23 protein-coding genes are annotated in these 25,316 nt (G+C 60.8%); 7 read left to right on the top strand and 16 right to left on the bottom strand.

The genetic code is table 11. The features are described from left to right. Positions 1-90 precede the first annotated feature (90 nt). Both HOC_RS06450 and HOC_RS06445 read right to left on the bottom strand, forming a co-directional pair. Positions 91-1,128, bottom strand: a complete 1,038-nt coding sequence (locus tag HOC_RS06450) for a glycosyltransferase family 9 protein (RefSeq protein WP_241766928.1) — start codon at positions 1,126-1,128, stop codon at positions 91-93. Between the two features lie 17 nt (positions 1,129-1,145). After that, positions 1,146-2,306 carry a glycosyltransferase family 4 protein gene (locus HOC_RS06445; RefSeq protein ID WP_035536842.1) on the bottom strand — a complete coding sequence of 387 codons (1,161 nt, stop codon included), beginning with the start codon at positions 2,304-2,306 and terminating at the stop codon, positions 1,146-1,148. 58 nt (positions 2,307-2,364) lie between these two features. Here HOC_RS06445 and HOC_RS06440 point away from each other — a divergent pair, with 58 nt between their 5' ends. Further along, positions 2,365-3,120, top strand: coding sequence for an alpha/beta hydrolase (locus HOC_RS06440; protein ID WP_035536840.1), 756 nt, complete (start codon positions 2,365-2,367; stop codon positions 3,118-3,120). Here the strand turns inward: HOC_RS06440 and HOC_RS06435 are convergent. Continuing rightward, entirely contained in the window at positions 3,117-4,853 is a 1,737-nt protein-coding gene (locus tag HOC_RS06435) for a tetratricopeptide repeat protein (RefSeq protein ID WP_206741544.1), read from the bottom strand. The genes HOC_RS06440 and HOC_RS06435 overlap by 4 nt on opposite strands. A gap of 405 nt (positions 4,854-5,258) precedes the next feature. Here HOC_RS06435 and HOC_RS06430 point away from each other — a divergent pair, with 405 nt between their 5' ends. After that, entirely contained in the window at positions 5,259-6,908 is a 1,650-nt protein-coding gene (locus HOC_RS06430) for a diguanylate cyclase (protein WP_162174810.1), read from the top strand. On the opposite strand, the gene HOC_RS06425 is transcribed toward HOC_RS06430, so the two are convergent. Then, positions 6,898-7,752: an SDR family oxidoreductase gene (locus HOC_RS06425; protein ID WP_035536837.1), complete on the bottom strand. Its 855-nt coding sequence runs from the start codon at positions 7,750-7,752 to the stop codon at positions 6,898-6,900. The genes HOC_RS06430 and HOC_RS06425 overlap by 11 nt on opposite strands. 61 nt (positions 7,753-7,813) lie before the next feature. Between HOC_RS06425 and HOC_RS06420 the strand changes: the two genes are divergently transcribed. Then, positions 7,814-8,488 carry a tetratricopeptide repeat protein gene (locus tag HOC_RS06420; protein ID WP_035536835.1) on the top strand — a complete coding sequence of 225 codons (675 nt, stop codon included), beginning with the start codon at positions 7,814-7,816 and terminating at the stop codon, positions 8,486-8,488. Here HOC_RS06420 and HOC_RS06415 read toward each other — a convergent pair. Then, complete coding sequence (locus HOC_RS06415; protein ID WP_035536834.1) at positions 8,476-9,840, bottom strand: leucyl aminopeptidase family protein; 1,365 nt, start codon at positions 9,838-9,840, stop codon at positions 8,476-8,478. The two genes, HOC_RS06420 and HOC_RS06415, sit on opposite strands and share 13 nt — an antisense overlap. A 116-nt stretch (positions 9,841-9,956) precedes the next feature. Between HOC_RS06415 and HOC_RS21085 the strand changes: the two genes are divergently transcribed. Continuing rightward, positions 9,957-10,925 carry a tetratricopeptide repeat protein gene (locus HOC_RS21085; RefSeq protein WP_051624586.1) on the top strand — a complete coding sequence of 323 codons (969 nt, stop codon included), beginning with the start codon at positions 9,957-9,959 and terminating at the stop codon, positions 10,923-10,925. Positions 10,926-11,005: 80 nt separating this feature from the next. On the opposite strand, the gene HOC_RS06405 is transcribed toward HOC_RS21085, so the two are convergent. From HOC_RS06405 to HOC_RS21720, 9 genes are all read right to left on the bottom strand, one after another. After that, complete coding sequence (locus tag HOC_RS06405; RefSeq protein WP_035536832.1) at positions 11,006-12,034, bottom strand: type II secretion system F family protein; 1,029 nt, start codon at positions 12,032-12,034, stop codon at positions 11,006-11,008. 12 nt (positions 12,035-12,046) lie between these two features. Next, complete coding sequence (locus HOC_RS06400; protein WP_241766927.1) at positions 12,047-13,075, bottom strand: type II secretion system F family protein; 1,029 nt, start codon at positions 13,073-13,075, stop codon at positions 12,047-12,049. Positions 13,076-13,078: 3 nt separating this feature from the next. Beyond that, positions 13,079-14,569 carry a TadA family conjugal transfer-associated ATPase gene (locus HOC_RS06395; RefSeq protein WP_035536830.1) on the bottom strand — a complete coding sequence of 497 codons (1,491 nt, stop codon included), beginning with the start codon at positions 14,567-14,569 and terminating at the stop codon, positions 13,079-13,081. 23 nt (positions 14,570-14,592) lie between these two features. Then, complete coding sequence (locus tag HOC_RS06390; RefSeq protein WP_035536828.1) at positions 14,593-15,990, bottom strand: CpaE/TadZ family protein; 1,398 nt, start codon at positions 15,988-15,990, stop codon at positions 14,593-14,595. 33 nt (positions 15,991-16,023) lie between these two features. Then, a complete protein-coding gene (locus tag HOC_RS06385) occupies positions 16,024-16,734 on the bottom strand; it encodes a CpaD family pilus assembly protein (protein WP_051624585.1) in 711 nt (236 codons plus the stop codon). A gap of 11 nt (positions 16,735-16,745) precedes the next feature. Beyond that, positions 16,746-18,314: a type II and III secretion system protein family protein gene (locus HOC_RS06380; protein ID WP_035536827.1), complete on the bottom strand. Its 1,569-nt coding sequence runs from the start codon at positions 18,312-18,314 to the stop codon at positions 16,746-16,748. A 2-nt stretch (positions 18,315-18,316) separates the two neighbouring features. Then, positions 18,317-19,159 (bottom strand): Flp pilus assembly protein CpaB, encoded by an 843-nt coding sequence (gene cpaB, locus HOC_RS06375; protein ID WP_051624584.1) that lies wholly within the window; start codon positions 19,157-19,159, stop codon positions 18,317-18,319. Between the two features lie 100 nt (positions 19,160-19,259). Continuing rightward, the gene (locus HOC_RS06370; protein ID WP_035536825.1) at positions 19,260-19,775 is read right to left on the bottom strand and encodes an A24 family peptidase; all 516 of its coding nucleotides are present in this window, start codon (positions 19,773-19,775) and stop codon (positions 19,260-19,262) included. Between the two features lie 162 nt (positions 19,776-19,937). Continuing rightward, positions 19,938-20,102: a Flp family type IVb pilin gene (locus HOC_RS21720; RefSeq protein ID WP_084146169.1), complete on the bottom strand. Its 165-nt coding sequence runs from the start codon at positions 20,100-20,102 to the stop codon at positions 19,938-19,940. Positions 20,103-20,364: 262 nt separating this feature from the next. Here HOC_RS21720 and HOC_RS06365 point away from each other — a divergent pair, with 262 nt between their 5' ends. The 3 genes from HOC_RS06365 to HOC_RS06355 all read left to right on the top strand — a co-directional run bounded on the left by HOC_RS06365 (position 20,365) and on the right by HOC_RS06355 (position 22,118). Continuing rightward, complete coding sequence (locus tag HOC_RS06365) at positions 20,365-20,808, top strand: pilus assembly protein N-terminal domain-containing protein (protein WP_035536824.1); 444 nt, start codon at positions 20,365-20,367, stop codon at positions 20,806-20,808. A 134-nt stretch (positions 20,809-20,942) separates the two neighbouring features. Further along, positions 20,943-21,503 carry a TadE/TadG family type IV pilus assembly protein gene (locus HOC_RS06360; protein WP_084146167.1) on the top strand — a complete coding sequence of 187 codons (561 nt, stop codon included), beginning with the start codon at positions 20,943-20,945 and terminating at the stop codon, positions 21,501-21,503. Positions 21,504-21,506: 3 nt separating this feature from the next. After that, complete coding sequence (locus HOC_RS06355; protein WP_035536823.1) at positions 21,507-22,118, top strand: TadE/TadG family type IV pilus assembly protein; 612 nt, start codon at positions 21,507-21,509, stop codon at positions 22,116-22,118. A 68-nt stretch (positions 22,119-22,186) separates the two neighbouring features. Here the strand turns inward: HOC_RS06355 and HOC_RS06350 are convergent, their stop codons facing one another. Both HOC_RS06350 and murC read right to left on the bottom strand, forming a co-directional pair. Further along, a complete protein-coding gene (locus HOC_RS06350; RefSeq protein WP_241766925.1) occupies positions 22,187-23,704 on the bottom strand; it encodes an MFS transporter in 1,518 nt (505 codons plus the stop codon). Positions 23,705-23,825: 121 nt separating this feature from the next. Next, positions 23,826-25,247, bottom strand: a complete 1,422-nt coding sequence (gene murC, locus HOC_RS06345; protein WP_035536916.1) for a UDP-N-acetylmuramate--L-alanine ligase — start codon at positions 25,245-25,247, stop codon at positions 23,826-23,828. Between the last annotated feature and the right edge of the window lie 69 nt (positions 25,248-25,316).

Raw genomic sequence — 25,316 nt, 5'->3', positions numbered from 1 at the left:
CTCCTTTGTGGCTGTTCATAGGCTTGGTGAATATGCCATTCGTTGGCCTAATCATCAAGCCGCGTCGGTTGTTCCCAATTTTCTTTCAAGTCAAGCAGGCAACAGCCCAAGCGCCCGAACTGACTGCCAGACATCGTCGACGCTCAGCTCTTTCAGTGTCGGGGCAGAATTGATGATCACCGGCTGTTTCGGTCCGCGCGGCGCGGCATGATCCGGATTGCTCTCGGTCAGCGCAAACAGGGCAATGCCGGGCGCGCCCGCCAGCGTCGCCATGTGCATCGGCCCGGTATCATTGCCGACCACGAACAGCGCCTTCTCGGCCAGCGTCACGATCTGGAACAGGTCTGTCCGCGTCACCAGGCTCTTCGCCCGTGGCTCGCGCCGTACAATCTCATGCGCCAGCGGCCCCTCCGCCTTGCCGCCGATGATCACCGGCTGGATGCCTGCATCAGCCACCCGCGACGCCAGTTCGGCATAATTCTCTTCCGGCCAGCGCTTGGCCTCCCGGTGGGCTGAGGCGCCGGGGATCAGCAGCATGTACGGCTGTTCCAGCGAGAAATAGGCGGGCTGGAGGCGCGGCGTGTCGCCCAGCTTGTGGCGCACCCATGAAAGGTCCGGGAAGGGCGCGCTCGTGCCCAGCCAACGGCCCTCCGGCGGCACGCCCGCCACCTCCAACTGCTCCGCCAGCCGGTCAATCGAGTGCATCCGCCCGCGCTCGGCATTGTCGTGGAAGAAGGCCGCCTTCTCATGGTGGCCCGACCAAAGCGGCGTCTTGCCCGAACGGCTCAGCGCCGTGAAATAGTTCTTGGTGCGTCCGCTGGTCTGGAAATCATAGATAATGTCATAATCGGCCTTGCGGATGCGCTGGATCAGCGCCGCCGTGGCCTTCATGCCCTCGGGTCGGCCATCGGTCTCGACCCGGTCCACATAGGGACAGATCTTGCCAAATTCCTCGAAGAAAGGCGTCGTCAGCAGGGTGATCCGCGCCGAAGGGTGCGTTTCGCGCACAGCTTTCATCGCCCCCAGCGACAGCACGAAGTCGCCGAGCGCGCTCAGCTTGATGATCAGCACTTCCTTTGCGCTGGCGCCCGGGTTCACCGGGCTCATCGTGGTCTCGGTCCTGGCCATGTCTGCGGTATAAATCCCTACTCCAACAACCGCTTATAGACATTAAGCGTCGCGGCCTGAAGCCCCCGCTTGGAGAAATGCGCCCTGGCATGCGCCTGACCGGCTTTTCCCATGCCTGCGCGGGCACTCGGCCCCACATCCAGAAGGGCCCGTATGGCCCCCGCCAGCGCGGCCGGATTGCCCGGTTCCACCCGCGCCCCGGTCTCGCCCTCGATCACCGTTTCGCGCCCGCCGCCATGGTCAGCCACGATCACCGGCCGCCCCATGGCCGAGGCCTCAGCCGCCACCCGCCCGAAGGCTTCCGGCCTGATGGACGGCGTCATCACGATATCCGAAGCGAGGCACGCCGCCGCCATGTCACGCTCGTGCTCGGCCAGCAGCACCGTGCCGCCCAGCTTGTGCGCAAGGATCGCATCCTCCAGCCGCGTCACATAATTCGCCCTGCCCTGCGGATCGCCGGCCAGCACCAGAACCAGCTTCCGCAGCTCCTCAACCGACATCAGGCCCAGCGCCTCGATCGCCACCAGCTGGCCCTTCCACTCGGTCAGGCGCCCCGGCAGGAACAGCGTCACGCGCTTGTCGCCCGCAATGCCCCAGCGCCCCCGCACGGCCTCGATCCGCGACGGCGCCACAGCCACCGGGTCAAACACGCCAAGGTCCACGCCGCGTGGGATGGTGACGATCCTGGCCCTGTCCAGCCCGTGCACATCGTGCACATGCGCTGCGATCCAGTTGGAATTGGCAATCACGAGATCGCCCTTCGCCATCACCGAATTATAGCGCCGCTTCAGGCCGCTCGTGCCCGAATAGGCGCCATGATAGGTCGTCACAAACGGCAGGCCCGTCGCCTGCGCCGCCCAATAGGCGCTCCAGGCCGGTGCCCGCGACCGCGCATGCACAAGGCTCACGCCCTCGCGCGCGATCAGGCTCTTCAGCTTGCCCTCGTTCATTTTCAGCACCAGCGGGTTCTTCGATTTCGCATCCATCCGGAACAGCTCGCCGCCCAGCGCCGCAAACTCCTCCTCCAGCCGCCCACCCTTGCTCGCCAGCAGCGCCCGGCCACCGGCGACCACAATCGCCTCGGTCACTTCCAGCACGGTGCGCTCGACGCCCCCAGCCGAGAGTTCGGGCGCCACCTGCAGGATGGTCTTGCCGCTGAGATCCGGAAAATCGTCCAAAGCTGCTCTCGTCCCTCGCTCGCTTGACAGGGGAGACAGATGGCGGAACGGAGAGGTAATGACAACGTCCTATTTCACCGGCCCCAACGGCCACCGCCTCGCCTTTCGCCGCAGCAACGCCAGCACGGGCGATCTCACCTTTGTCTGGATGTGCGGCTTCAAGTCCGACATGACCGGCACCAAAGTGGTGCGTCTCGAAGACTGGGCGAATCAGGCGGGCCACGGCTTCCTCGCCTTCGATTATTCCGGGCATGGCCAGTCCGAAGGCGCCTTCGCGGACGGCACGGTCAGCCAATGGCGCGCCGACGCCCTCGCCGCCATCGACGCCCAGACAGACGGCCCGCTCGTCCTCGTCGGCTCCAGCATGGGCGGCTGGATGGCGCTGCTCTGCGCCCTCGCCCGCCCGGAACGCGTCAAAGGCCTCGTCCTGATCGCCCCGGCGCCGGACTTTACCGAAAAGCTGATGTGGCCCGAATTCTCCCCCGAGGCGCAGGCCGAGATCATGGAGACCGGCCAGACACTGCGCCCGTCAGACTATGACGAACCCTATGTCATCACCCGCGCGCTGATCGAGGATGGCCGCCAATGGCAGATCCTCGACAAGCCCATCGCCTTTGACGGCCCCGTCCGCATCCTCCAGGGCATGGAAGACAAGGACGTGCCATGGACCCACGCCGCCCGCCTCGTCGACGCGATGACCGCGACTGACCTCACCATCACCCTCATCAAGGATGGCGACCACCGCCTCAGCCGCGAGCAGGATATCGCCCGCCTGCTCGACACCTGCACCGAGATCGCCCGCACCCTCGCCTAGAGGCGCGAACCGTCCAGCGTCACGTCCGAATTACGCCAGACAATGTCGAACATGGGCTTCATCATCGCCGCTTCTTCGGTCTTGCCCTGCTTCTCCAGCGCCTTCATCAGGCCGGACATGGACCAGCCATTGTGCGGGTACTCTTCAAGGTCTTTCCGGTAGACGGCCTCCGCCTCACCATACTGGCCCGCCGCGATCAGCGCCTCACCCAGCGATTGCCGCGTCGGGTAATACCAGAAAGGCGGCTCCATATAGGGCAGCGAGTCCTGCGCTTCCACGGCGGCGGTGAAATGCGCAATCGCCTCATCATGCTTGCCATCTGCGCTGGCAATCTCGCCTTGCAACAGCTCGTCCGCAATCGTCATCAGTGTGCTGGCCGGATAATCCGCCGTATCCATGAAACTGATCTGCACACTGCCCGTCAGCGCCGCCAGCGCCTCACGCTCGGCCGTGGCTGCTGCGACATCGCCGCTCCGCGCCGCTGCAACGCCGCGCGCGTAATGCCAGATCGCATTCGAGTAATCGAGCGATTCCGGCGGCTGCTCCGCCTCCAGTATCGTGTCCCACTGGCCGAACTGGACCAGCGACAATAGCGGGATCGTCTTGAAGAACTCGATCGTCGGGAATTCCTCGATCTGCTCCATGCGCACATTGTCGGCTACCTTTTGCCCGGCACTGATCGCCATGTCCTGCTGGCCAGACATGCTGGCCGCCGCCCACAGGAAGTGGATATTGTGCGGATAATAGAGCGCCGGATAAAAGCCCTGCGCATTGCACTGCGCAATATAGTCCTCGTCCACCTTGGCCGCCGTAACATTGGCCTTGGCCGCATCATCATAGCGCCCGACGCGCCAATAGATATGCGCCGGCATATGCACCAGATGCCCCGACCCCGGCACGAGGCCCGCCAGCCTGTCGGCTTCATCCTCGGCCCGCCCCGGATTGGCCGAGGCTTCCACCGCATGAATATAAAGGTGCAGCGCCAGAGGATGCTCCGGCGCATTGGCGATAATGTCCTCCAGCGCGCTGATCACTTTCACCGTCTCCGGCTTTGGCGCGCCATCAGCCGACCAATAATCCCACGGCATCGTGTTCATCCAGGCTTCGGCATACATGGCCTCGGCATCGTAATCGTCCGGATGATCCCTCACATAGTCTCCCATCGCCTCGGCATAGGCGACATCCAGCGGCTCGCGCGATGTCGACGGGTCGCCATTATAGCGCGCCGCCATCGCCTCAATCAGCGCCTGTTCAGCAGGCGTTGCACTATCCTTCAGCTCCAGCGCCTTGTTGATCGCGGCAAAGGCCGCCACCCGGTCGGCATCAGACATCACCGCCTTGCCCTTGCTGGTGACATTGATGTTCGGGCCCGTGGCCATCGCCTCGCCCCAGAAACACATGGCACATTCCGGGTCGAGCTTTTGTGCCGCCTTGAACGAGCGGATGCTCTCGGCATGATTGAAGCCAAAAGCCAGCACCATGCCCTGATCGAAATATTTCTGCGCGTCCGCGCTGGACGTGGATATCTCGCGGTGGAAGTCACCCATGCCCTCGAACAGCGGCGCGCCCGCCGTGGCGGCCACGTCCATCTTTTCCGTTTCAGGCGGTGTGGCGGCCAGTTCAGATGTCGGCTCCATGGCCAGGCCATCTGCGGCGTGCCCTGAAGTCTTGAAATGGCTGCAGCCGGTCAATGCGATGGCGCTGACCGCCATTGTGAAAATGCGGTATTTCATTGCTCGTCCCCTCATCACCGGGGCTTGCCAGCCAGACGGCCACCTGCCCCCTTCTGTTAATAATCCCCCTTAGCACGAATTGCCTCGCAAGTGACCCCTCTTAATTGCGCCGGCCTTTCAACCCCCAGACTACAGGCGCTCAACCAACGAAAGACGGGCCAAAGAAAGCCCTCCTTAACAATCTGTGTACGCTCTTCCGTAAATCTGATGCCCCGCCCTAAGCATAAATATCGCTTTCTCTGTCATAAGCCCCGGCAGTAGTTTGAAACATCGGGCGGACATACCTTGCGGGGCGACTTTCTAAATTTTGCGGGCCGATTTGTCAGCCTTCTCATCGTCGTATGGGTTTCACTGACATTCCCCTCCGATGCACAGGCCATTGACGTGGGTCGTATGGACGGCCGCATGAATATCAGCCGGCATGCGACGGTTGCCAAGGATGTGCCGGCCGCCATCACGATGGCAGACATCCTCAGCCCGACCAGTGAGATTGCTTTCGTCAAAAACCACGCGGATGCTTTCCAGGCGAGCAGCCGGAAGGGCGACGTCTGGATGCGCATGCAATTACGCAATTCCGGCGTGACCGACATGCATGGCGACCTTGTCGTCCGCTTTCCTTATCTCCAGCGTGTCGATGCTTATCTTCTCGACACGGAGGGATACATTCGAACAGGCACGGCCGGTTCGGGTGTGGCTCTTTCCGGCATTGCCTTGCCCGCCCCCTTCCCGACTTTCGAAATTGATGTTCCTGCCGGACAAACCCGCACAGTCTATATACGTGCGAGTGGCGGCCCGATGGTGGTCATGCCGGTCTGGTTTCACACCAGCGCCGACTATCAGTCATGGTTTCAGGGCTCGGTCGGCATCTTCGCGCTTCTGATGGGTATCGCCTGCACATTTACGTTCTACGCCTGGTCCATCGCCCGCAAATCCGACACGCCAGCCTATCGACTCTATTTCTGGTTCTGCGTCACGGCCATCACCTATGTGATCTTCTCGACCGGCATGGGCAAATCGCTGTTCTGGCCGCAATCGAATGTCAGCACGATAACGCTCGTCTACATCCTTCAGGGCGCCGTCACGGCCTTCGGCGCCGTGTTTATCTCCAACTTCCTGGATATCCGTCGTCGCTGGCCATCCTTCTACATCGTGATCAACGGACTTATTGCGCTCTGCGTCCTCAGCAGCATCGGCGGCTTTTTCCCGAGCCTCCTGTCGCGCGCCGTATACATGATCTGCTCGGGCATCGGCCCCATCGTCGTACTGGTCGGTGTGTGGGTTATGCATCGCCGCGGCGCGCCCGGTGCCGGCGCCGTCCTGATCGGCTGGGCTCCGCTGATCATGGCCACGGTCTGGCTCTATCTCCGCCTCTTCGAGATCACGCCCTATTTCGAGATCAACCATTATATCGTGCCGCTGGGCCTCTGCTTCACCGTGTTCCAGTTCAGCTGGGCAATCAGTAACCGCGTCAAGGATGCCGAAGCCAGCGCCGCAACCGATCCGCTCACCGGCCTTTCCAACCGCCGCGACCTCGACACCACCCTCGCCGCCCTCACGCGCAGCAACACACCGGCCTGCACGGCAGTCCTCGCGATCGATCTTGACGGCTTCAAGGCCATCAATGACACGCATGGCCACGATGCCGGAGACCTTGTGCTCCAGGTCATTGCCAGCCGCCTGAAAAATGTCGGCGCAGGCCGGGCAAAGCCCTTCCGCACCGGCGGCGACGAATTCCTCATCGTCTATTCCAATCGTGATGCGCGCGCCGATATCCAGCAATTCGGCGCCCAGTGCATCACGGTCATCAATCGCCCCATCGCCTACCGGGGAACCCTGCTGAGTGTCGGCGCAAGTGTCGGCGTTGCCTTCATCGACGATCATGTGGATTTCCGGGAAAGCATCTCCCGCGCCGATGCGGCCCTCTATGCCGCCAAGCGCGAAGGCAAAGGCGTCGTGCGCCTGTTCGACCAGCGCCAGTCGCCCGTCGGCCAGCCATCCGCCGTCCAGCCGCCCCTCGGTCAGCCGGGCTTCCGCCCTGTCGTGGTCAACGGCTAGGGCTGGCCTGTTCGGCGGCCAGCACGGCGGCGAGCCCTTCCCTGTAGGACGGATAGTCCGGCCGCCAGCCCAAAGCCGCCTTGGCCCGCGCGTTGGAGACACGCTTGCACTCGGCATAGAAGCTGCGCGCCATCGCGCTCATGTCGGTTTCATCGAGCGGCGTCTCGGGCGGCGGTTCAATCCCCAGCAGGCCGGCGGCGGAGGCGGTCACATCCTGCGGCGGCGCCGCGAGGTCGTCGCACAGGTGGAACACGCCCCTTGCCTCTGGCCGCAGCATCAGCGCTTCCAGCCCGCTCGCAATGTCATCGACATGAACCCGGCTGAACACCTGTCCCGGCTTCACAACACGCGTCGCCGTGCCATTCCGCAGTTTCTCGAACGGTGACCGGCCGGGACCATAGATGCCCGGCAGCCGCACCACGCGCACCGCGCCATCTGTCGCCTCGCGCCACTGCGTCTCCGCCAGCACACGCTGCTTCGATCTTTGCGACCCCGGATTGACCGGGCTCCACTCCATCGCCCAGCCGCCGCCAAGGTCGCCATAGACGCCCGTCGTCGAAAGGTAGGTCACCGATGCCGCCTGCCCGGCGAGATGCCCCGCCACGCGCGCCGCCGGGCAGCCGTCCGCGTCCGGGGGCAGCGTGATCAGCCAGTGCGCGCCCTCGGGGGGCACCATTTGGTCCTTACCGTCCCATTGAATAACCTCTAAGCGGTCCGGGAATGGTCCGGGAATGGTCCGGGAAGTCCCCATGACGTCCCAGCCCCGCGCCACTAGGCGCTCGCCCAGTGCCCGCGCCGAATAGCCCAGTCCAAAGACAAAAAGCAGTGATGGCGGAACTGTCATTTGCGCTCGGCCTCCCAGTCATGACTATAGACCTCACTACAGGTCCCGGAGCTTCTTATCCATGTCTATCCTTGCCGCCACGGCGATCTCAATCGCCATGCTGCAGAATGTCAGCACTGATTTCGCCCAGCGCGAAGCCACCCGCCTCGACGCCTGCATCGCCCGCATCGATGTCGATGCTGAAGAGGCCTACGAAGACGCTCTCGCCTGGAGTTTTGAAGGCAACCGGCCCGGTGCCCGCCAGTGCGTTGCCCTTGCCCTGATTGCCCTCGGCCAGGAGGCTGAAGGTGCAGCAAGACTTGAAGAACTGGCCAATGCGACCGATGGCGGCACAATGGAACAGCGCGCCCTTTACCTGACGCAAGCCGGCAATGCCTGGCTCGTCGCCGGCGCCCCCGAAGCGGCTATCGTGACGCTGACAAATGCCCTCAAGATCATGCCCGACGAGCCCGATCTCCTCGTCGACCGCGCCAGCGCCCGCATCATGCTCCAAAAATGGCCCGAGGCCATCAAGGATCTCGACAGGGCGCTGGAAGCCCTGCCCGGCCTTGCCGCCGCCCACCAGCTGCGCGCTGAAGCCCGCCTCAACATGAACGACCTCCAGCCGGCCCTCGCCGACGTGAAGGCCGCCATGGCCGCCGAGCCCGACAATATCGACACACTGGTCCTGCGCGGCCGCATCCGCGAGGCCATCCGCCTCGCAGATGTGAAGATCATTGCGCCTCAGACCGAATAGCGGTCCTGCAGCATTTGCCACACAGCGCGCAGGCCGCACGCAGCTGCGCCCTCGGGCCGTCCATACTTGCCCAGCCGCCACGCCCAGACATCGAGGTGCGTCCAGCTCTTCGCATCGACGAACTGTTTCAGGAACAATGCGGCCGTGATCGATCCCGCAAACCGGCCACCTGAATTGACAAGATCGGCAATCGGGCTTTTCAGATCAGAGAGATAAGGATCCCAGAGCGGCATGCGCCAGACCGGATCGCCGGACATGGCAGACCCGGCCTCAATGGCCCCCGCCATATCCTCATCATCCGTATAGAACGGCGCAAGATCGGCCCCCAGCGCCACGCGGGCCGCGCCGGTCAGCGTGGCGAAATCAATCAGCACGTCCGGCTCGAACTCACAGGCCCGCGCCAGCGCATCGGCGAGGATCAGGCGTCCTTCCGCGTCCGTATTGTCGATCTCCACGGTCAGGCCCTTGCGGCTGGCAAGGATATCACCCGGCCGGAAAGCATCCCCCGCCACGGCATTCTCGACCGATGGCACATAGAGCTTCAGGTGCACCGGCAGCTTCGCGCTCATGATCAGCTGCGAGAGCGCGATGACATGCGCGGCGCCGCCCATGTCCTTTTTCATGATCCGCATGCCGCTGCCCGGCTTGATATCGAGGCCGCCGGAATCGAACGTCACGCCCTTGCCGACCAGCGCCAGGCTCGGATGCGACGGGTCACCCCATTCCAGTTCCATAAAGCGCGGCGCATAGACAGCAGCCCGGCCCACCGCGTGCACCAGCGGATAATTCTCTTCCAGCAGGTCATCACCCACGATTGTCGTCAGCGTCGCGCCATACTGGTCTGCGATAGTGGCAATCGTCGCGTCGACATCCTGCGGGCCCATGTCGGCTGCAGGCGTGTTGACGAGGTCGCGCAGCAGGGCGCAGGCATCGGCCTCGCGCGACAGGGCGTCGGCATCAGCGCTCACAGGAATGACCAGACGTGGTGGCTTGGCCTTGTCCTTCAGGTAGCGATCAAAACGGTAGGCACCATCGGCCCAACCGGCTGCAATATGGGCGAAGGCCATTCCGCCATCCCCGGCAATGGCATAGGCCCCTTCGGGAAGTTTCGCGGAAATGGCCGCAACGGCCAGCGCATCCTGTCCCTTGCCGATGCCCGCCAGCACATGGCTCAGCGTGCCATCTTCGCCCGCCTGGTACACGACCTGCCCCGCCGCACCGGTAAACCCCTGCCCCTTGGCCAGCGCACGAGCGCCGGGAAAAGGATCATCTTTCAGGCTGTCGAATCCCGATGGCGTGAACAGGTAGATTGCGGCCGCGTTGGCCCCTTCGGCGGTGAAACTCTTGTGCATTTACGTGCCTCTCCGGGCGATTTGTTAATTAGGTGGCCGGTTTCGTTAACTGAACCTTGACCTCGGCAGGCCAGACTCGGCCTCACATGCACCTGATACATACTTGGAGCCTTCCCATGTCCAGAGTCAAAACGTCACTGGCTATCCTCGCGCTTGTCCTGGCAGCGACGACGACAGGCTGCGCAAGCACGGGGTCGAAAGAGGAAAAGGCCCAGAAGGCCGAGCTTGAAAAGGCAATGGCAGAAGCGATGAAGCCAGCCGGGCCTGAAGAAGTCGCGGCCGCCAACCGCGCCGATCCGCTGACCAAGGCCAATTTCTGGTCCAAGGAACATGCCAAGGATCCGGAAAACCTCGAAACCGCCATCACCTTCGCCAAGGCGCTGCGGGATATCGGCAGCGACGACCGCGCCGTTGATGTGCTCTCGCAGGTTCTGGTCGTTCATCCCGATAGCGCGGAACTCCTGATGGTGCTGGGGCGTGCCCTCTCGACCAAGCAGGACTTTTCTGCCGCGATCCAGGCCTACAGTCAGGCCGCCACGCTGGAGCCGGAACGGGCCGAGGCCTGGGCAGCGATGGGCACGGCCTTCGACCAGATCGACCGGCACGCCGATGCACAGGCGGCCTATGACCGCGCGCTCAGCATCGAGCCGAACCGGACCTCGACACTCACCAATTACGGCCTGTCGCTGGCGCTCGCCGGTGATCTTGCCGGCGCCGAAGCCAAGCTGCGGCTAGCCGATGCCCAGCCGGACACCAATACGCGCGTGAAGGAAAACCTCGCCCTCGTGCTCGGTCTTCAGGGCAAGTATGCCGAAATGAAAGAAGCCAGCGGCGGTAATGCACCGCCCCGCATCGTCGAGCAGAATGCAGAGCTGTTGCGCGAAATGGTGCAGCCGACCCGGACGTGGGAAGCGCTCGCAGAACATGCCGAGCTGGGCAAGCTGCCTCCTGCCCCGATGCCGCCCCGCATAGCGGGCTCCGACTCAGAGCGCCCACAGGCGGCAACCTCGATACCGGTCACCGACGCCCCCGCCGCCATGCCGGACAGCAGCGACACCGGCCTGCGCCTGCGCCGCGCCAACTAGGCTCAAGCCCTTAGGCCAGAATGACGAAAGCCCGCCTGCGTATTGCAAGCGGGCTTTCAGTCATCCGTCTCTCGACTGGTTTATCCTGCATCCTGCCAGGGGCGCTCGACCTGCATGCTAGCAACGTCTGGTGCCGCAGAATTATTACCCTTCATTGCCTGGTACTTGATGTAGGCCGGGCCAAGCACGACAAGAAACAGGACCGGCAGGAAGAACAGGATCATCGGCACGGTCAGCTTGGCAGGCAGGGCGGCGGCCTTCTTCTCGGCAGCCGACATGCGCATCTCGCGGTTTTCCTTGGCCATCACGCGCAGCGCATCGCCAAGCGGCGTACCGTAGCGTTCGGCCTGCGAGAGGGCCATGCAGACCGCCTTGACGCCTTCGTGGCCTGTACGTGCCGCCAGATTATCATAGGCCATGCGACGGTCCGGCAGGTAGGACAGTTCGGCCACGGTGAGCCCGAATTCCTCAGCGAGTTCAGGCGAGGCCGTGCCGATCTCCTGACTGACCTTGTTGAAGCCCAGTTCGATCGACATGCCGGCCTCGACGCAGATCAGCAGCATGTCGAGCGAGTCCGGGAAACCGAGCATGATCGACTTCTGGCGCTTGGCGGCAAGATTTTTGACATAGAGGTTCGGCGCATAGAATCCGGCCGCCATGCCGAAGGCGAGCGAGCCGTATTTCATGGTCGGGTTGAGGCCCAAGTCATTGACGAAGAAGATATAGAGGAAGGTCAGCAAAAGCCCGACAAAGGGCATCGCCATCCGGGCAAAGTAGAAGGCCGAGATCGGGCCGGGGCCGCGCAGGCCAGCCTGGTTCATCAGCTTGACGACGTTCGGATCCTCAAGGGCCTTTGCCAGGTTAAGCTTGGAGGATACTGCCCCCATCATGCTCTTGTCTTCGCGGCGCAGGCCTTTGGTTTCGAGGGCCGCCCGGCTCTGCTTGCGCAGTTTTTCGCGCTGGTTGGACACGGCCTTGAGGCGCGTCTCCAGCTTGTCGCCTTTCAGGTAAGGCAGGAAGACGGTGACGAAGGTCGCAAACACGGCGGCGGCGACCAGATAGGCTGCCAGCGTGTCGGGATGGGTGAAGCTTACAAGAAAATCATACATCGTCTGCTCCCCCTACATGTCAAAGTTGATCATCTTGCGCATCACCATGATGCCCATGCCCATCATCCCCGCCGCCATGGCGAGAATGACGTGACCCGTCTCCGTGGTGAAGAGCTGCATGATGTAATCAGGCGTAGTGAGGAAGACCATGATACCGACCGCAAACGGAAGAGACCCGATGATGCCGGCGGAAGCTTTGGCTTCGGATGACAGCGCCTTGACCTTTTCCCGCATCATCTTGCGCGCACGGATAACGGTCGACAGGTTGCCCAGGGCTTCGGACAGGTTGCCACCTGCCTTGGCCTGGATCAGCAGCACGATCACGAAGAAGTTCACTTCCTGCATGGGCACACGTTTGTAGAAACTGTTCGCGGACCGTTCGAGGCCGGCGCCCATGGCCAGGTTGTCGGCCAGCGAGATGAATTCCTTGCGTAGCGGCTCCGGGCTTTCCTTCGCAATGATGCGAATACACTCGTTCAGCGGAAGGCCCGATCTCACACCGCGCACGATAATATCAAGCGCGTCGGCGAACTGGTTGATCATCTTCTTGTAGCGTCTCTTGGTCAGGAAACCGAGAATGAACCGTGGCAGGCCAAGCGCACCGGCGAGAAACGCGCCGGCAATCATGACCGGCTTGCTCTTGAAAGAAATGCCGGAAATGACGAGTCCGTCTGCGCCAGACAGGTAGATGAGGAAGGCACATACGACACCGAGTGCGAAAGAGCCGATCCAGAAGGCTGAGACGGGCAGTTCGAGACCGGCCTGCGCCATCTTGGACCCAATGTCGCGCGGCGCGATGGACCGGCGGCGCTCCTTGTCCTGCTTGCGCAGGTTATCGAGCATTGCCTCAGTCTTGGCGCGGCGCTTCGAATTCTCGTCCTGAACCTTGCCGCGCACCTTGCCGGATGTCGCCCCTGCGCCGATGGCCCGGGCGCGCTTCTTGGCGGCGTCCCCTTCCCCACTGGTGAAAGCGAGGCCGATGCCAGCCAGCGCAAGAAATGCGAGACCGGCGACGGCGTAGATCATCAGGCTGCTATCCATGAATCAGTTCCCCAACGCGTCGAGCGCTGCAGCCAGTTCACGCTCCAGATTGTAATAGGAGGCGCGCTCCCAGAAGCGCGGACGACCGACACCCGTGCCACGGTGAGCACCGATGATCTTGCCGTTTTCGTCCTCGCCATCCATTTCGAACTTGAGCACGTCCTGCAGCACGATCATGTCGCCTTCCATGCCCATCACTTCGGTGATGCACATGATGCGGCGCGAACCGTCACGCAGGCGCGAAGCCTGAACGACGATATCAATCGAACCGACGATCATTTCGCGGATCGTCTTCGCAGGCAGCGAGAAGCCGCCCATCGTGATCATGGATTCCACACGGCTGAGGGCTTCGCGCGGGCTGTTGGCGTGGAGCGTACCCATCGAGCCATCGTGACCGGTGTTCATGGCCTGCAGGAGGTCGAACGCTTCAGGTCCGCGAACCTCGCCGACGATGATGCGTTCAGGACGCATACGCAGGCAGTTCTTGACCAGTTCGCGCATGGTGATCTCGCCGGAACCTTCAATGTTCGGCGGACGCGTTTCAAGACGCACGACGTGCGGCTGCTGGAGCTGGAGTTCGGCGGAGTCTTCGCAGGTGATGACCCGCTCGCCCGGCTCGATGAAAGCGGTGAGACAGTTGAGCAACGTGGTCTTCCCCGAGCCCGTACCGCCGGAGATGAGAACGTTGCAGCGCGAATGACCGATGATGCGCAGCACTTCGGCGCCGGCTTCGCTGATCGACCCGAAATTCACGAGGTCCTGCAGCTGCAGCTTGTCCTTCTTGAACTTACGAATGGTGAGCGTGGGGCCATCAATCGCCAGCGGCGGCGCGATAACGTTCACACGCGAGCCGTCGAGCAGGCGCGCGTCACAGATCGGTGAGCTTTCATCCACGCGGCGGCCAACCTGGCTCACGATGCGTTGGCAGATGTTCATCAGCTGGGCATTGTCGCGGAAGCGGATATTTGTGCGTTCGATCTTGCCGTTGACCTCGATATAGGTCGTGTCGGCGCCGTTGACCATGATGTCGGCAATGTCGTCGCGTGCCAGAAGCGGCTCCAGCGGGCCATAGCCAAGCACATCGTTACAGATATCGTCGAGCAGCTGTTCCTGCTCGGAAATGGACATCAGCACATTCTTGATACTGATGATCTCGACCACGATGTCGCGGATCTCTTCGCGCGCGCTTTCGGCATCAAGCTGGGCCAGCTGCGACAGGTCGATCGTGTCGATGAGTGCGTTGAAAACCGTTGTCTTTGTTGCGTAATATTGCTCGGACTGCTGGTTGACCTTGCGGACCGGCTCGGGCTTTGGTTCCGGCTTCTTGACCTTGACGGGTGTCGCGGCGGTCGGCTTTGGCGCCCCTTTCACCTGTACCGGATCAGGCACTTTCGGCTTCGCCACCTGCGGACGCGGCTGCGGGGCGGGCGCAGCAGGTCTTGGCGCCGTTGGCGCTGACGCATCTGGTGATCCTGAACGTTTGCCGAAGGCCATCTAAGGGGCCCTTTCAATTGAGTTTACTTGCCGAGGAGTTTGTTGAGGAAAGACTTGGCCGGCTTTGCGACAACCCGCCCGGTTAGGACGGTCGCCAGGTGATCAATTGCCATGGAGGAACGCGACGCAGCGTCGGTTTCTGAAATCATCTGGCCATTGTTTGCCGCCGTGCCGAACAGTTCCGGCTCGAATGGCAGGATGATCTCCGGCTCGACACCGATGGCTGCCGCGAAATCCTTGATCGGAATTTCCGGACGCTTCGGCACGCCGCTCATGTTGATCACAAGGCGCGGTGGGTTATCGTTCGGACGCTGGCCCTTCAGCTGGTCGATGAAGTTCTTGCCGTTGCGAAGCGAGGCAAGGTCTGGCTGGCAAACAATGATGACTTCGTCCGACGCCACAAGGGTACGCTGCACCCAGCGGCTCCACGTATGCGGCAGGTCGAGCACCATGTAGGGCACGTTCCGGCGAACGCTTTCAATGACCGTTGTAAAGGCCTCGTCCGGGATATCCATGATCTGGTTGATCGAAGCGGGCGCCGTGAAAAGCGAAAGTCTGTCCGTGGCCTTGGCGAGCAGGCGCTCGATAACGGCGTCATCGGCGCGTTCCGGCGCAAGCAGCGCATCGGCGATGGTCTGCGGCGTCTCCTGGTTGAAGTCGAGCGCCGTCGTGCCGAAAGAAAGATCAAGATCGACAAGCGTCGTATTGACCAGCGTGTTCTCGGCCAAGGCCCAGGCCAGATTGTGCGCGATGGTGGAAGACCCTACCCCGCCCTTCGCACCGATCACGGAAATCTGCTTGCCGACAAAGGGCCGGTCCGGATCGACGAACAGGCTGGAGATGGACCGGATGATCTGAATTGGCTCGAAAGGTGGCACCAGGTATTCGCTGACGCCGCGCGCCACGAGCTGGCGATAGAGCTTGATATCATTGACCACGCCAACCACCATGACCTGGACGTTCTCATCGCAATGCTCGGCCAGGGAATCGATTTCGCCCAGTATCTGCTGCGCGTTCGCCGAGGACTCGATCATCAGCAGGTTTGGCGTCGGATTTTCCTGCATATAGGCAATCGCTGCCGGTATGCCGCCTGGAATGGCTTCGAGCGTGGCCCGGCCCATGCGACGGTCGCGTGCGCACACGTCCATCATCATGCGCGTTTCCTCGCGCTCGTAGAAAACCTTGATGGAGATCGCCGGCAGCGGCGCGTCGCCGCCGTTGACGTCGGGCATTGTGAAGATCGGCTGGTCTGTTACGACCTGCTTCTGCTCGGGCGAGGCGAGCAGGTCGTCGCTGCTCATGAAGCTGTCGAACGCATCATTGGCTGGCGCATCCAGTGCGTCCATTCCCTGATCCTCAGCGAACACATCGTCGAAGTCTGCGTCGAATTCGTCTTCAAAGAGTGCTTTCTCTTTCGACATTGTACTTTCGTCCTTCTATTCGACAGGTCGCGCCTATTGGACCGCACTGGAAACGGCGCCCGATTCAGCCGATGAGCGGGCCGAGGCGGTAGATTCGCCCATACGGAATTTTTCGAGAATGACCTTGCGGCGCATCGAGTCGCCTGCCGCCAGTTCACGTTGGCCCAGCAGGTCGGCCGCATCAGCAATCATCGCCGCCTGATTGGTACGGATGGAACAGCCCAGGCTCGGCATCTCATTGTTGGAACGGATGTCGGCAACATCATATTCTGCCATCGACTTACAGTCTGGCTTGATCGCATCGTAGACCTGAAAGGCCATGATCATCGGCTCGGACGCATCAGAATCAGCGCCGTGGCTGCTGCCTGCGATCTCGTCATATTCGACACCGTTCTGCCACGCGATCTCACGCGCAGTGACAATGGCTTCGACCGCGAGCTGGGAGTTCTCGCTCGTCTCGGGCAGTGAAACGATCATCGGGCCATGGCCCTTGGTGCGATAGGTGCGCACAAAATCCTCGATGCGGGCCTTGTCCTTCAGGCTGAGCTGGCTGGACATGGGATCGATACTGATCTCGAGGAATTCGGTCCGCTTGGTGACGCCGATGGCATTGCGATCCAGCGCAGTGCCCTGAAGGTACGAGTCCGGCACAGCCGTCGGCGCCTGGCTCGCACAGGCCGTCAGGCCGGCCAGGCAGAGGCTGGCAGCGATCAGAGTGTTGGCTGTCTTAAGCTTCGGGTTCATTCGGATATCCCTTACTCTTCAATAAATCCAACGGGAGAACGGTAGTTTTCTGCGTCCACGGGCGCACCGTCCTTGCCGTATTGCTCGTTCAGCTTGCCGAAGAAGATTGTCTTCGCGTCAGACGCGTTGGCATAGCCGTCCGCAGGTGTGCGCAGCTGGTCCTTCTGTGTCGGATCGACCAGATATGGTGTCACGATCACGACCAGCTCGGACTCGTCCTGCAGGAAGTCACGCGACTGGAAGAGCGCACCGAGGACGGGCAACTTCTTCAGCCCGGGAATCTGGTCCAGCGTCTGGCGTGTCTTGGACTGGATCAGGCCCGCCATCATCATCGATCCGCCCGACGGCAGTTCGATGACGGACTCGGCGCGGCGAACCGACAGGGCCGGAATGGTGATGCCGGCGACTTGTATGATATTGCCATTGGCGTCGATCACCGACTGGGTGTTGCCCTGGAAGGACCCCTGCGACGTCAGTTCCGACACTTCGGTGGAAACCTTGAGCGATATCCTGCCTTCAGACAGGACAACCGGCGTGAAGCCAAGGCCCACACCATATGGCTTGAACTCGATGGTCACGTTGCCATTCTTGTCCTGGCCGACGGGGACCGGAAATTCACCGCCAGCGAGAAACTTGGCGCTCTCCCCGGATATGGCAACGATATTAGGTTCGGCCAATGTCTTGACGATGCCGATACGCTCCAGCGCATCTAGCGAAACACCTACATTGGACTGGAGTGTATCACCGACATAGTTGGAGTATGTCAGGCCGCCGTTCAAACCGCCAAGCGCCCTGCCTTGAATCGGAAAGCTGTTGCTGGAACCAATGGCACCAGCGAATGACTGTGGCGCTCCAGGCACCTTGACCGTGGTGCCTTGGTCTTCTGGAAGACCGTCGCCATCCCCATCGGCGAACAGCTGCTTCTCGACGAGTTTTGCAAAGTCACCCCATCCGGGCGTACCGGACAGGTTGATACCCAGCTGTTTGATTGCGGTGCGCTGCATCTCAACGATGCGCACTTCCAGCATGACCTGATCCTTGGCTGCGACCTGGACCATGTTGACGATCTTGGTGTCCTCGTCTGCGCCAACAAAGGCCGAGACGAGCTGCTCGACTTGATCGCTTTGCGTCATGTCGTCCACCGAGCCGGTGATCAGGACGTTGCCATTGAGGCCTTCCACGTTCACGCGAGCATCCGGAACATGGCGTTCAATCAACTGGTGAAGGCTGGTCATGTCGGTTTCGACATTGATTTCAAGATTCAGCAGCTGGTTCCCGGCGCGGTCAAACACGAAGGCATTTGTCTGGCCATATTTAACGCCGCGGAAGATGATCCGCTTGGATGTCTGCACCACAGCGTCGGCAATGGCCGGATTGGTGATGACAACGTCAGCCGCCGGATTTTCAAGGTCAATGATCAGGGACTTGTTGAGCCCGAGTGTTACCTGCTGCGACACGTTGGACTGACCAGGCGCCGTGATGACGGTTCCCATGTCATTGGGCGCGGCATGCGCAAAACACGGCCCAAGGGCCGCCGCGGCCAGCAGAAGGCCAGTCCTCACGGGAGACTGAAATACCATTCTCAACTTCCCCCAAGCCCCGTCGTTGTCGTCGCCATGCCATTCCGGAAAATTGTAATTCCGCCCTGCATGCCGGATCCGCCATTCAGCATGTCCGTACGTGAATCCCGGCTCTGGTCATCGCCTGCGTCAGACCAGGGTCTGAGAGCGAGCGCGAGACTGCCCATTCTCTGGGCCTGCGCGATCAGTTCGGCTTCCTTTTCAGAGAGTTCCAGTGTCGCGGTATTGCCGATCTGGGACGAGCCGCCATCTTCATCGGGCTTGAAGACCTGGTCGATTGCCAGAACACGCACATTCTTGATGATCGTCGATGTCGATGGGCGCTCGGTCACCATCTGGTCCGTCTGGACCTGAATGTCATGGGTGAGGATCACATCGACCTTGTCATTCGGCAGGATGAAGCCGCCCGAGGCAGACTCCGTGGATATCTCAACCGACATTGCCCGCATGCCGGGTGACAGGATCGCCGCCATAAGGCTGGAGTTCGAGGCCAGCACCAATTTCGCGGGATTGATCGGTTCGCGGTCGAAAATGGGTATGCGCACGATGGCACCCGTGACTTGCTCGATCGCATCCGGCGCCTTGGCTTCCGTCAGGTAGCCGTCCGAAACATTCGCTTTCGGCCACGGCGCCCATTCGAAATCGCTGGTTGCCAACCGGTCACCAATCGCCAGGTTCCGGCGCGCGACCAGAACCTGAACTTCGGAGACTTCGGTCACCTGTGTCTGGATTTCGGGGACAATCTCCGTAACCGTCGTGGGCTTCGCCATATTGCGCACCAGGAAAGCGGCCGCCATGGCCGCCATGGCAGCACCAACCAGAATAATGAGACGCATGGGCGACATAGGCGCCACTCCCTGTAATGACTGAACCCGGTAGGTGTACTGCAGCTATGCGGAACCCCCGTCCAATCGGAAGACTTCCACGATTGGGCCTAAGGCTTGGTTAACTCAAAGCACTCACTTGGTTTAATAAATCAGAAAGGAATGGTGACGCTGACGCCGCCGCGATCGCCCCCGCCGCGATGGCGACCCCGTACGGAACACCGGCATTTTCTTCGAAGGGCGCACGCACTAATCCTGGAATAGCTGCTGCAGGCATGGTGCGGCGAACGAAGAGGATGAAGAGAGCACATGCGCCGCCGACCAGGGCCATCCAGAACACGAAGGGCAGCCCTGCGTCCGGCCCCAGCCAAAGCATCACGGCTGGAATCATCTTGGCATCCCCTCCCCCGAAAATGTTGAAAGCGAACAAACCGAACGCAATCAGGAAGGCCAGGGCTGCGACCATTATATGCCCGCCGATCAGCTCAAGCGGCAGTCCCGAGACGGCTGCAGCGGGAATGAAGAGGCCAGCCATCAGCAGATTGAGCCAGTTGGAGATTGTCAGGCGACTGATATCATGAAGCGCTGCAACCACGCAAAGGATCAGGAATGCCGCAGCGAGAATATTCAGTATCATGTGGCGCCCTCAGGTCTGCATATGCCGGGGAATGTCGCGCAAAAGACTGAAGGAAGTTTTTACTTTTGACGCATCAGGCATGCAGCCGAGTGAAGGTACAAAAGAAAAGGCCGCCAGGTTTCCCCGGCGGCCTTTCGACGAACCTTAGAGGTTCAACGATGTTTAGTTGGCGTTATCAAGAGCCGTCGAAACAGTCGTGAAGGTCGTGTTGGCGCTCGTACCAAGGGCGGTAACACCACCGATGATAGCAACAGCGATCAGAGCAGCGATAAGGCCGTATTCGATAGCCGTGGCGCCGGATTCGTCTTTAAGAAAACGTGCAAACATTGGAAACTCCCATCATGCGATAAAAAAGTTCCAGACATTTTTTTCTTTCTGGAACACTGCTGAATTTACAGGACTATTCCAAATATCAGGTGAAGGAATCCAGATAATCCGTGAAGGTAAATGAGTGATTCGTTTACCTTGTTCGCAGGTCGCAAATGATGATCCACGCTCCTATATATAAGGACGGTTTCTGGTCAATTAGGAAACGAGCAACCTTCTTCGTACAATGACTTGTCATCAAGCCCACTGCGGAGCGTCGACAATGAACATCCTTGCCAAGTCCTGCACGATCGCCTTTGCCGCCTCCCTGCTTGCCGGAGCTGCCGCTGCGCGGGATATCTCGGTAGAAACAAACAAGACAGTTCCTGTTCGCATTTCGGGCGGCGCCGCCAGTATCGTAATCGGCAACAAGAACATCGCCGACGTCGGCGTACACGACGAACACCTTATCTTTATTACCGGTAAGGCGTTCGGCACGACGAACATCATGATCTTTGACAAGGCTGGCAACCAGATCATGTCGTCAGACGTGGTCGTAACGTCCAACTCGGCAAATCTTGTTACGATCAACAAGTCAGGCGCGAGCTACACATATGATTGCTCGCCAGGATGCCGCTCGGTTATGAGCACAGGTGACCAGGCTGAGTATTTTGATCAGATCGTCAGGCAGCAAAAGGGCCTTCAATCCCTGAATGACGGGAACTAACCGTCTCGCCCTCCTTTATGCTGGCGTCAGCTGCAGTGCGAAGTCTGTAAAATTTAATGGAAACGCTCAATCCGGCGCAAACTCACACCTGCTATCCTTTCAAGCTGAGACTTTAGTCTGATTGGGGTGACGTCATGTTTAATACCGGCCTTGGCATCATTACGCCTCGCCTCATGCGTACGTGGCATGCGTATACGGCAGACCGCCGCGGCATCGCCGCAGTCGAGTTTGCAATGGTCGCCGCCCCCTTCTTCCTGCTTATTTTCGGCCTCCTCGAAGTCTGTATCCTCTTCGTCATCTCGACGATCATGGAACACGCCGTTGCCGAGGCTTCCCGCCAGATCCGTACCGGTCAGGCGCAGGAAAACGGCTTTAACGAACAGAATTTTCGGACATCCGTCTGTGAGAGATTCATGGGTATGCTCGACTGCGATGCCAAACTGCACATCGACGTTAAGGCCCTCAGCGGATTTTCAGCAGCCAATATAGACATGCCGATCGATAATGACGGCAAGTTTGATGACAACGGCTTCAGCTATGATCCCGGCGGCCCGAACGACATCGTCGCTGTACGTGTGTTTTATGAGTGGAGTCTCATGACGCCGTTCATGACAGCGCCGCTGGCCAATATGGCCGGCTCGAAATACCTGGTGCAGGCGAATGCCGTGTTCCGCAACGAACCCTTCGGAGACTAGTCGATGTCAGCCAGATCGTTTCTCTCCCGCCTGACACGACGTAGCAAATGGCGCGGTATCAAGGGCATCTGCTATAATCAACAGGGCGTGTCCGCGGTTGAATTCGCGCTCATCGCCCCGGTCATGATCCTGATCTATTTCGGCTGTATCGAACTCAGCTTCCTGATGCGTATTGATCGCCGCGTCACCTCTACCAGCGCCAGCCTTGGTGACCTTACGGCCCGCTTGTCGACTGTCACCGACACGGACATGCATGAAATGTTCGATGCGGCCAAAGTCATGATGCAGCCCTATGATGCGGCCTCTGCCAATCTCCGTATCACAAGTGTCGTCGACAATGGCGACGGCAATCCGAAAGTTGCCTGGTCGGATTCCTATAACCTCACCGCCTATGCACCGGGCACGAAGATTACCGTCGCCCCGGGCATCATCCCCTCCCCCGGCTCAGTCATAATGGCGGAAGTCTACTACAAGTATAGGAGCCCGTTCGGTTACGTGCTCCAGAACGAACGCACAGTGTCGGATACGTTCTATCTGCGCCCACGCCGCGTCAACGAGATCAATCGGACGCATGACAAGAACGGCAACGGCAACCCGTTCGGCCCAACCAGCTAAGATGGATAGGCTGCGCGCAAGACGCAGCACACCGCATCATAAGAGGAAACGCCGACAGCCGGCTTCCGTTAGGAGGCCGGCCTGTCTTTTGCGTTGATCGTGGTCAGCATCGCGAGCCCCAGGAAGAACAGGAGCGCGATCGCCGACATGCCGATCCGCTGATCCTGAGACCATTTGGTGAAATACTCGATAAGAAGCGGTCCCATCCACACCGTGATCGTTCCGGCAATCGCGAAGAGGCCAAAGAACTCCCCGCGCATATGCGGCGGCGCCACATGCACGACCATGGATCGGCTGGAGGAGATATTTGCCGTGGCAAAGATCGCGATCAGCATGCCCTGCAGGAGGTAGGCAAGGTCAGACAGCGTGCCGAAATACGGCCAGTCGAACAGTTCGACGTTCGGGATCAGGCCGAAGAGGATCGTCTCCTTGGTGATCGACAGGCCATAGAACATGATCACGACGATTCCCGACAGTTCGAAAATCAGCGCATTCTTCGGACCCATGCGCCGGTCCAGCCAGCCGCCGAATATGCCACCGACAACGGCCCACATGGACGCCCAGATCGCATAGACGGTCAGCTCGATCAGGCCCCAGCCGAGAAACAGGCTGACATAGACAGCGCCAACGGCCAGCAGCGCCGCCATGCCATCGGCATAGAGCGTACGCGCAATCAGGAACTTGAACGCCTCGCGATGCTCGCTCGCGCGCTTCACCGTGCTGATCACGCCGCGCACACCATCGCGGAATGCCGGAATGATCGGTGTGCCCTTGATGCCGGTATCCTTCGCATAGCGAAAGAAAGGAAAGATCATGATCGCGAGCCAGACGGCGCACAGCGGTCCGGCAAGGCGGAATTGTTCGAACTTTGACGTGTCGATCCCAAAGGCGGCTGTCTTGAACGGCCAATGGACGACGTCCGGCAGGGCGAACAGCAAGACGATTGCAATGAACATGAGCGTCGCGGCCCCGTTACCCAGCGCGAGGCCAAGGCCGGACACACCCGGCAGGGCCTCGGGCCGCGCCGCATCCGACAGCATCGAATTATGCGCCACTTCGCTATAGGTGTAGGATACATAGGCGATGATCAGCAGGCCCATGATCATCGGAATCGAGAGGCCTGCATTGCCGGGTATCGCCCACCAGAGCATGAAGCTCGCTACGCCCATCACAGCCATGTTCATGAAAATGAACGGCTTGCGCTTCAGGCCACGGTCGAAGGCTGCGCCGAGGAAGGGCGCCGTCAGCGCTGCGATCAAGCCGGCCCACTTGGTGACAGCCGCAACAGTTGCCTGGCCCTGTGCACCCGCTACGGCATGCGCTTTGGCCGGGTCCATGCCGTCCAGCGCGCCGCTCGCCAGCAGGTTGCCGCCGATGATGTCACGCGCGAAGTAAGGCGCGAAAATATAGATGACGATAAGAATATAGTACGGATTGCGGGCCCATTCGAACCAGGCCCATGCAAGGCCCGTCTTGCCGGTTGCGCCCCCTTCACCACCCCGAACAAAGCCCAGCTGGGCATCTTCGATTTCGGCCATCTGGCCCTCCGTCGCTGGTAAGGTCGGTTCGGTAATGTCGCTACTCATAGACTGCTCTCCCGGTGCGCTCTGAGCGGCGCTCAGGGACAACCGTGCGACATTCCGCAGCGCGAGGAAAGGTCTTTGACAGCGATCAAGCCACTTTGCGTCGCGTCAGCTGCTATGACTGCTACAGTTTCGCAGCAAGCTCGCCAGCATATTTGGTGATGTCCCCTGCCCCGAGACAGACGACCATTGCGCCGGGCTGGGCCACCCTGCGGACCATGTCCGGCAGGTCGTCCAGCGAGGCGAGGACATGCGCGCCCCTGTGGCCATGGCGCTTGATACTCGCGACAAGTGCTTCGCTCGTAATGCCGTCGATGGGCGATTCGCCAGCCTCATAGACCGGCGCAACATGGACTTCATCGGCGGCATCGAAGCAGCGCGAGAAATCGTCGAACAGGTCGCGCAGACGCGTATAGCGGTGGGGCTGGCAGACGGCGATCAGCTGGCCCTGCCCGAGCATTGCGCGGGCCGCCTTCAGCACGGCGGCAATCTCGACCGGGTGGTGGCCATAGTCATCGATGATCCGCACCGGGGCCGCGTCCTGCCCCTTCGGTGACCATTCCCCGACCGTTGTGAAGCGCCGCTTGACCCCTCCAAAGCCCGCAAGGGCCGTGCGGATCTGGTCATCGGTCGCGCCAAGCTCCAGCGCGACGGTGATGGCCGCCAGCGAGTTCTGCACATTGTGCTCGCCGGCCATGGGCAAGGTGAGGTTTGGAATGATGCGCGGCGTGGCCGAGCCGGGCCGACGCAAGGCGACGTCGAAATGGGCGCCGTCCAGATCGGTGTTCAGATTGATCGCGCGCACATCGGCCTGACGATTGAAGCCATAGCTGATCCGGCGGCGGTCGGTGACGCGCGCGGCCAGGTTCTGCACTTCGGGATGGTCTGTGCACAGCACGGCAAACCCATAGAAAGGCAGGTTTTCGACAAATGTATCAAAGGCTTCGCGCAGCTTATCCATGGAGCCGTAATGGTCCATGTGCTCCGGGTCGATATTGGTGACGATGGCGCAGGTCGGATGCAGCTTGGCGAACGTGCCATCGCTCTCGTCGCTTTCGACCACCATCCAGTCGCTCTCGCCGGCTTTATAGTTCGAGCCATAGGCATGGATGATGCCTCCATTGATGACGGTAGGGTCGATGCCGCAACCATCGAGCAGGCAGGCCACCATGCTGGTCGTCGTCGTCTTGCCATGCGTACCGGCCACGCAGACCGTGTATTTAAGCCGCGTGATCTCGGCCAGCATATTGGCGCGGCGCACAACAGGGATGCCTGCAGCCCGCGCGGCCAGCACTTCCGGATTGTCCTTCTTGATGGCGGAGGAAATGATGACGGTCCCTGCGCCCTTCACGTTCTCGCCCTTGTGGCCGATGAACACTTTCGCGCCCTTCTCCTGCAGGCGCTGCACATTGGCGCTCTCGGAAATATCCGAGCCCTGTACCTGATAGCCCATGGTCAGCATCACGTCGGCAATGCCGGACATGCCGATGCCGCCGATGCCAACAATATGCGCCGGGCCGAGGTCGAAAGGGGTGGGTGAAGCCATGAAGTAGACCGATCCATCAGAAAGTGTGAGCGATAGCGTTACCTTGCTGCGCATTCCGTAGGCAAGGAC

This window comes from Hyphomonas oceanitis SCH89 (assembly GCF_000685295.1).
GTDB classification, from domain to species: Bacteria; Pseudomonadota; Alphaproteobacteria; order Caulobacterales; family Hyphomonadaceae; genus Hyphomonas; species Hyphomonas oceanitis.
Note: the sequence above shows the minus strand (reverse complement) of the source record. Positions and strands in the feature narration are given on the sequence as shown.

Coding starts and splice junctions, on each gene's coding strand:
- HOC_RS06450 (WP_241766928.1), bottom strand. CDS start 1,128: ATGGCCAGGACCGAGACCACGATGAGCCCGGTGAACCCGGGCGCCAGC.
- HOC_RS06440 (WP_035536840.1), top strand. CDS start 2,365: ATGACAACGTCCTATTTCACCGGCCCCAACGGCCACCGCCTCGCCTTT.
- HOC_RS06435 (WP_206741544.1), bottom strand. CDS start 4,853: ATGAAATACCGCATTTTCACAATGGCGGTCAGCGCCATCGCATTGACC.
- HOC_RS06430 (WP_162174810.1), top strand. CDS start 5,259: ATGAATATCAGCCGGCATGCGACGGTTGCCAAGGATGTGCCGGCCGCC.
- HOC_RS06425 (WP_035536837.1), bottom strand. CDS start 7,752: ATGACAGTTCCGCCATCACTGCTTTTTGTCTTTGGACTGGGCTATTCG.
- HOC_RS06420 (WP_035536835.1), top strand. CDS start 7,814: ATGTCTATCCTTGCCGCCACGGCGATCTCAATCGCCATGCTGCAGAAT.
- HOC_RS06415 (WP_035536834.1), bottom strand. CDS start 9,840: ATGCACAAGAGTTTCACCGCCGAAGGGGCCAACGCGGCCGCAATCTAC.
- HOC_RS21085 (WP_051624586.1), top strand. CDS start 9,957: ATGTCCAGAGTCAAAACGTCACTGGCTATCCTCGCGCTTGTCCTGGCA.
- HOC_RS06405 (WP_035536832.1), bottom strand. CDS start 12,034: ATGTATGATTTTCTTGTAAGCTTCACCCATCCCGACACGCTGGCAGCC.
- HOC_RS06400 (WP_241766927.1), bottom strand. CDS start 13,075: ATGGATAGCAGCCTGATGATCTACGCCGTCGCCGGTCTCGCATTTCTT.
- HOC_RS06395 (WP_035536830.1), bottom strand. CDS start 14,569: ATGGCCTTCGGCAAACGTTCAGGATCACCAGATGCGTCAGCGCCAACG.
- HOC_RS06390 (WP_035536828.1), bottom strand. CDS start 15,990: ATGTCGAAAGAGAAAGCACTCTTTGAAGACGAATTCGACGCAGACTTC.
- HOC_RS06385 (WP_051624585.1), bottom strand. CDS start 16,734: ATGAACCCGAAGCTTAAGACAGCCAACACTCTGATCGCTGCCAGCCTC.
- HOC_RS06380 (WP_035536827.1), bottom strand. CDS start 18,314: ATGGTATTTCAGTCTCCCGTGAGGACTGGCCTTCTGCTGGCCGCGGCG.
- cpaB (WP_051624584.1), bottom strand. CDS start 19,159: ATGTCGCCCATGCGTCTCATTATTCTGGTTGGTGCTGCCATGGCGGCC.
- HOC_RS06370 (WP_035536825.1), bottom strand. CDS start 19,775: ATGATACTGAATATTCTCGCTGCGGCATTCCTGATCCTTTGCGTGGTT.
- HOC_RS21720 (WP_084146169.1), bottom strand. CDS start 20,102: ATGTTTGCACGTTTTCTTAAAGACGAATCCGGCGCCACGGCTATCGAA.
- HOC_RS06365 (WP_035536824.1), top strand. CDS start 20,365: ATGAACATCCTTGCCAAGTCCTGCACGATCGCCTTTGCCGCCTCCCTG.
- HOC_RS06360 (WP_084146167.1), top strand. CDS start 20,943: ATGTTTAATACCGGCCTTGGCATCATTACGCCTCGCCTCATGCGTACG.
- HOC_RS06355 (WP_035536823.1), top strand. CDS start 21,507: ATGTCAGCCAGATCGTTTCTCTCCCGCCTGACACGACGTAGCAAATGG.
- HOC_RS06350 (WP_241766925.1), bottom strand. CDS start 23,704: ATGAGTAGCGACATTACCGAACCGACCTTACCAGCGACGGAGGGCCAG.
- murC (WP_035536916.1), bottom strand. CDS start 25,247: ATGGCTTCACCCACCCCTTTCGACCTCGGCCCGGCGCATATTGTTGGC.